This window comes from Streptomyces sp. CO7, assembly GCF_053474865.1.
The window spans coordinates 1504487-1509849 of sequence record NZ_JBRIOU010000002.1 but is presented as its reverse complement, the minus strand read 5'-3'; the positions used below and the strand labels follow the sequence as shown (position 1 = coordinate 1509849).

General features: G+C 71.9%; 5 protein-coding genes. 2 read left to right on the top strand and 3 right to left on the bottom strand.

Annotated elements, in window-relative coordinates; translation table 11 throughout:
* Positions 1 to 803, top strand: an 803-nt coding sequence (locus ACOV8S_RS08905; protein WP_448317164.1) for a PP2C family protein-serine/threonine phosphatase, incomplete at its 5' end; no start/stop codon positions are given.
* Between the two features lie 105 nt (positions 804 to 908).
* On the opposite strand, the gene ACOV8S_RS08900 is transcribed toward ACOV8S_RS08905, so the two are convergent.
* Genes ACOV8S_RS08900 through ACOV8S_RS08890 form a run of 3 tightly spaced genes read right to left on the bottom strand, consistent with a single transcriptional unit; the run spans position 909 to position 4310 of the window.
* Complete coding sequence (locus ACOV8S_RS08900; protein WP_448317163.1) at positions 909 to 1658, bottom strand: succinate dehydrogenase/fumarate reductase iron-sulfur subunit; 750 nt, start codon at positions 1656 to 1658, stop codon at positions 909 to 911.
* Complete coding sequence (locus ACOV8S_RS08895; protein ID WP_448317161.1) at positions 1655 to 3601, bottom strand: fumarate reductase/succinate dehydrogenase flavoprotein subunit; 1947 nt, start codon at positions 3599 to 3601, stop codon at positions 1655 to 1657. Before ACOV8S_RS08895 ends, ACOV8S_RS08900 begins: the two co-directional genes overlap by 4 nt.
* A gap of 1 nt (position 3602) precedes the next feature.
* Positions 3603 to 4310 carry a succinate dehydrogenase gene (locus tag ACOV8S_RS08890; RefSeq protein ID WP_448317159.1) on the bottom strand — a complete coding sequence of 236 codons (708 nt, stop codon included), beginning with the start codon at positions 4308 to 4310 and terminating at the stop codon, positions 3603 to 3605.
* Between the two features lie 92 nt (positions 4311 to 4402).
* Between ACOV8S_RS08890 and ACOV8S_RS08885 the strand changes: the two genes are divergently transcribed.
* Positions 4403 to 5290, top strand: coding sequence for a LysR family transcriptional regulator (locus ACOV8S_RS08885; RefSeq protein ID WP_448317157.1), 888 nt, complete (start codon positions 4403 to 4405; stop codon positions 5288 to 5290).
* Positions 5291 to 5363 lie beyond the last annotated feature (73 nt).

The window sequence follows — 5363 nt, the reverse complement described above, 5'->3', positions numbered from 1 at the left end:
GTGCCGGTCTGGCGCTGGACAACGCGCGGCTGTACGAGCGGCAGCTCACCGTGGGCAGGACGATGCAGCGGCACCTGCTGCCCCAGCTTCCGCGGGTGCCGGGACTCGGCCTGGCCGCACGCTACCGGCCCGCACCGGAGGACCTCGAGGTCGGCGGCGACTGGTACGACGCGTTCGTGCTGCGCGACGGAGCCCTGATACTGGCCGTCGGGGACGTGGTGGGCCACGACCTGGAGGCCGCCGCGGGCATGGCGCAGCTGCGCAACATGCTCCGCGCCTACAGCTGGTCCGAGCAGAAACCGGCGAGCAAGATCGTCGAATGGCTGGACCTGGCGTGCACGCACATCGCGGAGGTCTCCATGGCCACGCTGATCTGCGGGCGGCTGACCTGCTCGGCGGAAGGCCGCTACGCGCTGTCCTGGACCAACGCCGGCCATCCGCCGCCTCTGCTGGTCACCCGGGACGGCGATGCGCGCTACCTCCTCGACGGGCACGCCCCGTTGCTCGGCCTGGGCATCTCTCCCGAGCGGCCCGACGGGATCGCCCCGCTGCCGCCGGGGTCCACCCTCGTGCTGTACACGGACGGGCTGGTCGAGTCGCCGCGCGATGCCATCGACGACGGCCTCGAGCGCCTGCGCCGGAACGCCGCCTCGCTGGTCCACCGGGACCTGGACGACTTCACCGACGAACTCCTCGAGAGCTCACGCCCACCGGACAACGAGGACGACGTGGCGATGCTCGCGGTGCGCGTCCCGGCCGAGCCCTCGGCGTGGCCGCCCCGCTGGCGGCCGCCCGCCCGGTGACGGCGGAGCCCAGCCGCCCGCGCCGTGAAGGGCTTGGCGGGGCCGGTATGAGCACCACGCCGGCCCCGCCCGTCCGCACCTCGTCGGCGAACGGTCCTTGTGCGGCTAGCGCCGCGCCCCCTTGGCGGTGGCGCGGAGCCACTCGCGGTTCATGTCGGTGATGGACGACAGCGGGATGCCCTTGGGGCAGACCGTCGCGCACTCCCCCGCCAGGGTGCAGCCGCCGAAGCCCTCGGCGTCCATCGTCTCCACCATGTCCAGCACCCGGGTCTCCCGTTCGGGGGCGCCCTGCGGGAGGACGTTCAGGTGGTTGACCTTGGCGGAGGTGAACAGCATCGCGGCGCCGTTGGGGCAGGCCGCCACGCACGCCCCGCAGCCGATGCACTCGGCGTGCTCGAAGGCGTAGTCGGCGTCCGGCTTGGGCACCGGCGTGGCGTGCGCCTCGGGTGCGGCGCCGGTCGGCGCGGTGATGTAGCCGCCGGCCTGGACGATGCGGTCGAACGAGGACCGGTCCACCACCAGGTCCTTGATCACCGGGAAGGCCGCGGCCCGCCAGGGTTCGACGTCGATGACGTCGCCGTCCCGGAAGGACCGCATGTGGAGCTGGCAGGTGGTGGTCCGCTCCGGCCCGTGGGCGTTGCCGTCGATGACCAGGGAACAGGCGCCGCAGATGCCCTCGCGGCAGTCGTGGTCGAAGGCGACGGGGTCCTCGCCCTCCAGGATGAGCTTCTCGTTGAGCGTGTCGAGCATCTCGAGGAACGACATGTCGGGCGAGATGCCGTCCACCTCGTACGTGGACATGGCGCCGTCGGTGGCGGCGTCGCGCTGCCGCCAGACGCGCAGGGTGAGCTTCATGCGTAGCTCCGCTGGGTGGGGTGGACGTACTCGAAGACCAGGTCTTCCTTGTGCAGCACGGGCGCGGTGCCGGTGCCGGTGAACTCCCAGGCGGCCGCGTAGGAGAACTGGTCGTCCTTGCGGGCGGCCTCGCCGTCGGGGGTCTGCGACTCCGCGCGGAAGTGGCCGCCGCAGGACTCGGTGCGGTGCAGGGCGTCCAGGCACATCAGCTCGGCGAGTTCGAGGTAGTCGACGACGCGGTTCGCCTTCTCCAGGGACTGGTTGAACTCCTCGCCGGTGCCGGGCACCTTGATGCACCGCCAGAACTCCTCACGGATCCGCGGGATCCGCTCGAGGGCCTTGAGCAGGCCGCTCTCGTCGCGCGCCATGCCGCAGAACTCCCACATCAGCTCGCCCAGTTCGCGGTGGAAGGAGTCGGGGGTGCGGTCGCCGTCGACGGACAGCAGCCGCTCGAGGCGCTCGCGGGTGGCGTCCACCGCCTCGCGGGCGGCCGGGTGCGCGGCGGTGACGTCCCCGGCGTGCGGGTGGCGTGCCAGGTAGTCGTTGATGGTGGCCGGCAGCACGAAGTAGCCGTCGGCCAGGCCCTGCATCAGGGCGGAGGCGCCGAGCCGGTTGGCCCCGTGGTCGGAGAAGTTGGCCTCGCCGATCGCGAACAGCCCGGGGACGGTGGTCTGCAGGTCGTAGTCGACCCACAGTCCGCCCATCGTGTAGTGCACGGCGGGATAGATCCGCATCGGCACCTCGTAGGGGTTCTCCGCGGTGATCCGCTCGTACATCTCGAAGAGGTTGCCGTACTTCTCCTCGACCTTGCTGCGTCCCATCCGCCCGACGGCGTCCGCGAAGTCGAGGTAGACGCCCTGGCCTCCGGGGCCCACTCCCCTGCCCTCGTCGCAGACGTTCTTGGCGGCCCGGGAGGCGATGTCGCGGGGCACCAGGTTGCCGAAGGAGGGGTAGAGGCGCTCCAGGTAGTAGTCGCGCTCCTCCTCGGGGATCTCGTTCGGCGCCCGGTCGTCGCCGGGCTCCTTGGGCACCCAGATGCGGCCGTCGTTGCGCAGCGACTCGCTCATCAGGGTGAGCTTGGACTGGTGGTCGCCGGTGCGCGGGATGCAGGTGGGGTGGATCTGGGTGAAGCAGGGGTTGGCGAACAGGGCGCCGCGCCGGTGCGCCCGCCAGACGGCGGTCGCGTTGGAGTTCATGGCGTTGGTCGACAGGTAGAAGACGTTGCCGTAGCCACCGGTGGCCAGGACGACGGCGTCGGCGAAGTAGGTGTCGATCCGCCCGGTGACCAGGTCGCGGGCGACGATGCCGCGGGCGCGGCCGTCGACGACGATCAGATCGAGCATCTCGGTGCGCGGGTGCAGTTCGACGTTGCCGGCCGCGATCTGCCGGGACAGGGCCTGGTAGGCCCCCAGCAGGAGCTGCTGGCCGGTCTGGCCGCGGGCGTAGAAGGTGCGGGAGACCTGGACGCCGCCGAAGGAGCGGTTGTCGAGCAGGCCGCCGTACTCGCGGGCGAACGGCACGCCCTGGGCCACGCACTGGTCGATGATCTCCACGGAGATCTGGGCGAGCCGGTGGACGTTGGACTCGCGGGCGCGGAAGTCCCCGCCCTTGACCGTGTCGTAGAAGAGCCGGTGGATCGAGTCGCCGTCGTTGCGGTAGTTCTTCGCCGCGTTGATGCCGCCCTGAGCGGCCACCGAGTGCGCCCGGCGCGGGGAGTCCTGGAAGCAGAACTGGACGACCTTGTAGCCCTGTTCGGCGAGCGTGGCGCCGGCCGAGCCGCCGGCCAGGCCGGTCCCGACGACGATCACGGTGTGCTTGCGGCGGTTGGCCGGGTTGACCAGCTTGGCCTCGAAGCGGCGCCGGTCCCAGCGCTCGTGGACGGGACCGGAGGGCGCCGTGGTGTCGGCGACGGGATCGCCGGTCGTGTAGCGGATGTAGGACATGTCAGCTCACCACTCCGGTCATGACGCCCACGGGAACGGCGACGAAACCGGCCGTGAGCAGCAGCGCGAGAAGATTGGCGGCGCCCTTGAGGGCACGGTCGCGGTTGCGGCCGCCGGCGCCGAGCGTCTGCGCGGCGGCCCAGAAGCCGTGTCGGATGTGCAGGCCGAGCGCCAGCATGGCGACGATGTAGATCACGTTGCCGTACCAGGTGGAGAAGGTGTCCACCACGTTCTGGTACGGGTGCCCCTCCTGGAAGCCGCCGGCGTGCGCGTGGCCGGTGGTGAGGTCCAGGATGTGCCAGACGATGAACAGGCCGAGGATCACGCCGCCCCACCGCATGGTGCGGGTGGCGTAGCTCGCCCGGCGCCTGACGTGGACGTACTTGGCCGGGCGCGCCCTGATGTCGCGGCGGCTCAGCTGGTAGGCCGCCGTGGCGTGGGCCACGACCGCCGCCACCAGCACGACCCGGATGATCCACAGCGTCCAGGTGTAGTGCATGAACGGCTCGCCGACGGTGCGGATCCAGTTGCCGTAGGCGTTGAACTCGCCCGGGCCGAAGAAGACCTTGAGGTTGCCGATCATGTGGGCGACCAGGTAGAGCAGCATGATCAGGCCGCTGACGGCCATCACGGCCTTCTTGCCGACGGTCGAGTCCCACACCGCGCGTGTTCTGGACGGCCGTCGGCCCGTCCGCGTTGCCAGAGCCATGGAGCGAAGGTACGACCGTCCGGGCCGATCGGTCCAAGACATGGTGCGCCTCGTTTTGATAGCTGCAGCCTATGGTCGCCTATCATCGCGGCATGCACCTGCAGCAACTGCGGTATTTCGTGGCGGTCGCCGAGGCCCGGCACTTCACCCGTGCGGCGGAACTGGTCCACGTCGCGCAGCCCTCGCTCTCCCAGCAGATCAAGGCGCTGGAGCGGGAGTTGGGGGCGGACCTGTTCCTGCGGGCGCGCGGGAACATCACCCTGACGGACGCCGGGGAGACGCTGCTGCCGCTGGCCCGGCGGATCCTGGCGGACACCGAGACCGCCCGCCAGGAGGTCCAGGAGGTGGCGCAGCTGCGGCGCGGCCGGGTGCGCCTCGGCGCGACGCCGAGTCTGTGCACCGGCCTGCTGCCGGACGTGCTGCGGGCCTTCCACGACCGCTATCCGGGCATCCAGCTGCTGATCGAGGAGGGCGGGTCGCACGACCTGGTGCGGGAGCTGGCGCGCGGCGCGCTGGACCTGGCGCTGGTGGTGCTGCCGCTGAGGACGCCCTCGCCCGCCCTGACCACCGTGGAGCTGTTGCGCGAGGAACTGGTGGTGGTGTCCTCCCCGGAGTCCCCGCCGCCGGGGCACGGGCGCGGGCCGGCGCGGCGGGTGCGGATCGCCGACCTGGAGGGGGAGCGGCTGGTCATGTTCCGCCACGGCTACGACCTGAGGGAACTGACGGTCGAGGCGTGCCGGGCGGAGGGGTTCGAGCCGGACTTCGCCGTCGAGGGCGGTGAGATGGACGCCGTGCTCGGTTTCGTGCGGGCGGGCCTGGGGGTCGCCGTGGTGCCGCGGATGGTGGCGGCGCGGGCCGGACTGCGGGTGACGCCGCTGGCCGCGCCGGTCCCGTCGCGCACCATCGCGCTGGCCCACCGCAGCGACGTGGCGCCGCCGCGGGCCGCCCGGGAGCTGCAGCGGCTGCTCCTGGGGCGGTGACGGCGGCCCGGGCTTCCGACGGCCCGGTCCCGCGCTCCCGGTCCCGGGCGCGGGCGCGGGACGGGCCCGCGGC

Coding starts and splice junctions, on each gene's coding strand:
- ACOV8S_RS08885 (WP_448317157.1), top strand. CDS start 4,403: ATGCACCTGCAGCAACTGCGGTATTTCGTGGCGGTCGCCGAGGCCCGG.
- ACOV8S_RS08890 (WP_448317159.1), bottom strand. CDS start 4,310: ATGGCTCTGGCAACGCGGACGGGCCGACGGCCGTCCAGAACACGCGCG.
- ACOV8S_RS08900 (WP_448317163.1), bottom strand. CDS start 1,658: ATGAAGCTCACCCTGCGCGTCTGGCGGCAGCGCGACGCCGCCACCGAC.
- ACOV8S_RS08895 (WP_448317161.1), bottom strand. CDS start 3,601: ATGTCCTACATCCGCTACACGACCGGCGATCCCGTCGCCGACACCACG.